Annotated in this window: 2 protein-coding genes; both read left to right on the plus strand. The window is 37.8% G+C overall.

What is annotated here, in order from left to right; all coding sequences use genetic code 11:
- Positions 1-2,168: hypothetical protein (locus ABN256_RS18820; protein ID WP_349439910.1), on the plus strand; the 2,168-nt coding region annotated here is incomplete at its 5' end.
- Between the two features lie 65 nt (positions 2,169-2,233).
- On the plus strand, positions 2,234-3,682 hold the full coding sequence (locus tag ABN256_RS18825; protein WP_349439911.1) for a DUF4431 domain-containing protein: 1,449 nt from the start codon (positions 2,234-2,236) through the stop codon (positions 3,680-3,682).
- Positions 3,683-3,808 lie beyond the last annotated feature (126 nt).

Genomic DNA, 3,808 nt, shown 5'->3' on the forward strand with positions numbered 1-3,808 from the left:
AAAAGACTATCAATAATGTGGTTAAAGCCTTATCTGGTCTATTCACAACTATCTTTGCTTCAACAGGTTTACAGAAGCTAGTCGATGAAACCAGCAAAACCAATGATCAACTCTATTTCCTAAGTAAAAATTTAGGCATGAATGCAACCGACATCAAACGGTGGCAGAACATGGCAGAGATGACAGGCGGTAGCGCTGATGGAATGGCGGCGAGTTTATCAGGATTGAGTCAATCCCTGTGGAATTTAGTAACCACAGGTGATGCATCTATCTTACCTTGGTTTAATGCGCTCAATGTCGATGTGGTTAACTCTGGCGGTCAAATTAGAGATCTTAACGACATCCTGCTCGATGTATCTGACAGCCTGTCGAAAATGTCACGCCCTCAGGCGTATAACATTGCCAAAAATATGGGGTTCGATGACGGCACAATAAATCTGTTGCTTGAAGGTCGTCAGGCTATGCAACAGATGCTAGAAACTCAAAAGAATATCGTTATCTCCAGCGAAGAAGAATTAAAGCTCAGTCGTCAACTTAACCAGCAAAACGCATTAGTCAGCAAGCAGTGGGAAGGTTTAAAAACACTCATTGCGAACTACTTAATGCCTTACTTCCTCCGTTTCTCTGAGAAAGTCTCAGGTTGGCTTGATTACCTCAATAAAAATAGAGAGGTAGCCAAAGACCTGTTTAAGGGAATGGCGGTTGTGCTCACCGTGTTTCTGATCCCTGCACTAATAAAGGGTGCAATCGCAATGGCTGGCATGTTCGCCCCTTTACTTACCGGAACGGGGTTAGTGATTGCATTGGGCGCGGCATTAATACTGTTATATAGGGATTATAAAAGATGGAAAGAAGGAAAGGACTCTTACTTTGATTGGTCTGAATGGTCTAAAACAATCGAGACAGTCCTTGGTTGGTTAGATGGTTTATCTGAGTGGTTTAAGAATACATCAATAGGTAAATGGTTTACCGATCAGGACGGTAAGGTTAATGGATGGAAACTTGCATTAGGTGGATTACTTGCGTTCTTCACTGGTAAGTTTGCACTTGGGTTTGGTAAAACAATATTATCAATTGGCAGTGCATTTGCTGGACTCATGGGGTGGCCTGGAGTAATTATCGCGGCAGTTGCAGGTAGCCTATTATGGTTTAAAGATTTTGTTGATAACTTAGATCTAGGATCACTTGCTCCTGAAATGGCAAACGTCACTATGACAGGAGTTAAAACGGCAGATGCTTTATCTCATGTTTCAAAAGACAAAAGCAATGCTGAAAATGCGAACATTATCTTAAGCTCGCTAGATTGGTTAATGCCGGGTGGAAAGGCTATTGGTCATGCCACGGAAGAGATTGACAAAAAAGGAATTCGTGGCGCTGCAGAGTCATTTGTTAATGATGCAGGCGGGTTTCTAAAAAGAGTCATTAGCGCAAACAAACCAGATAAAGATCAATCTGAAATAACACCAAAATTAGGAAATACTAGAGGAGAAAGAAATAACAATCCTCTTAATATGAACTTTGTTGGTCAGAAAGGCGCTACTTTAGAAGAAGGAAAGAACGCTAGGTTTGCTAAGTTTGAGACTCCTTACGAAGGGCTGGAGAGGACAGTAAAGCAATTAATGCTGTATTTTGATGGTAAATCAAGGGCGGTAGGGAACAGGAAGCTACAAACAGTACAGGATATTGTTAAGGCTTGGGCGCCAAGTGCTGATAATAATGATACTAAAGGGTATGTAAAAAGGGTTTCAGAAAAACTATCAGTGTCACCTACTGAGATAATAAATCTCAATGATCCAGAAATGATGTACGCACTAATGAATGCAATGAGTAAGGAGGAAATAGGGAAGCAATTACCTTATGATAAATCATTAGTTATGGCAGCCATAAAAGGAACCGGTGATCCATCTGTTAATCTTGCCAACAACATTAACTCTCTTAACAAAGCCATTAGTAAGCCACTCGTGTCAAATACAGGCTTTGAGGCTCAAAACTTTTTATCTCAAACTCAGAAATTAAATAGTCAACCATCAACTGTTAATAATAAGACAGATGTAACGATTGGCGACATTAATATTACTAGCACTTCATCAACCATCAAAGGAACAATAAATGATGGCAAGCAAGCAGCAAGGGAATCTCTCTCACAACTTATGCCGACAATGAGTTAATTTGCTGGAAGTTGCACTATGCCAGTGGCAATATTCATAAAGTAAATTTATAAAGGGATATAACAATGCTTAAGAATATTGTTGCTGGCTTGGTTATTTTTTCTAGTTTTTCTTATGGCGCTAGTTTTGATTGCAGTAAAGAGCCAAGTAAGGTAGGGCAGTTAATATGTAACACCCCTGAATTGTCCAAGATGGATGATGAGCTGTACGTTGATTACCTACAAGCAAAATTAGTAACTGGTAACAATGCAGAGTTTAAAAAGTTGGTTAAGCAAAACTGGAAGCTTAGGCAGGATAATTGCGAAACAGTAGAGTGTATTTCTGATTGGTATAAGAGATCTACTATTCTTTATCGTAATATAGCTAACAGTGGCAAGGTTAATAACTCGTCAGAAAATTGCTATGAAGAAGGTCAGAAAATCACTCTATCTGGAATAATAAAGAGAACAGTATTCCCTGGTCCCCCTAATTATGAAAGTGTTGAGCTAGGTGATAAGCCAGAAACTTACTGGGTTCTTAATACAAAAGATCCAATTACATGTGCAAAAGGAAGTGCTGATTGGGGAAGTAAAAATAAGTTTCAACTAGTTCTTAGTGATGACTTGTATAAGAAATATGAAAATAGCTTAAATAACAGCGTGTCAGTTACTGGTAAATTAATGTATTCAATGACTGGACACCATCACACTCCATTAATGATTAATGTTCAGTCAATACAAATAAGAAATGAAAAAGCAATAAATGCAAAAGTAACGTATGACGCATACGGATTGCCTTTACCAAGAAACAAAGAGGCATTTAATAATTTTAATACTGTTGCTACCTCTATAATTAACGACATTGAACGCAGAAAACAAAAAGAAAATGTAATAAATGATAGTGAATTGAAAGGGGTTAGTTCCTCTGTTAGCACAACGCAGTTGTACAAAGAATATAAACAGAATGAATTGGTTGCGAATAATAAGTACAAAGGTAAGAGGATAAGAGTTGTTGGAATAGTTGAAAGTGTAACGGAGGATTTTCTAGGGAACGCTTCTGTTAAATCAACATCTCCTGATTTTATACTTGGTGGAACTATGTTTAATGTAGATAAGGAAGATCCTTATGTGTTGAATATGGTTCCCGGCTCAAAAGTGGACATGGTTTGTATTGGTGGTGGCTTTGTTATGGATAGCCCTATCTTAAAAGATTGTGTATCGACAATAAATTTTTCTAAAACAAATAAAAAAAGCATCCCCGATAATCTAAAGATGGCTCTCCCTTACATCATATATATGGGGGCTGAGGATATAATAGAAAAACAATGCGAAAATATGGGATCATGCGTTAAGTATAAAGAGTTTACCGACTTAGCTATTGCCTCGGATGAAAGCGATGCTCATGTGAATAATGATGATTTGTATGAACTTATGAAAGAAATTGACTTAAGCGAAGATAAAATAAAGCAAACAGAGGATAACATATACAAATTCATGAACAAATATAGCAAAGAATTGAATAATAAATATGAATAAATAATCCTCAACCACAAAGACTAAGCAAGGGCATCCGTGCCCTGTGTTTTTTTCTGAAAGCGTTAACCCCAACCTTGTCCGAAGATAGCTGATTAACTAAAAGAATCTTTACAAGACTTCTCTTGA

The sequence above is a fragment of the Proteus sp. fly-1008 genome, from assembly GCF_040140305.1.
Lineage (GTDB): Bacteria > Pseudomonadota > Gammaproteobacteria > Enterobacterales > Enterobacteriaceae > Proteus > Proteus vulgaris_B.

What these genes read in the sequence shown, in the direction of transcription:
- ABN256_RS18825 (WP_349439911.1), top strand. Translation starts at nt 2,234, where the DNA reads ATGCTTAAGAATATTGTTGCTGGCTTGGTTATTTTTTCTAGTTTTTCT.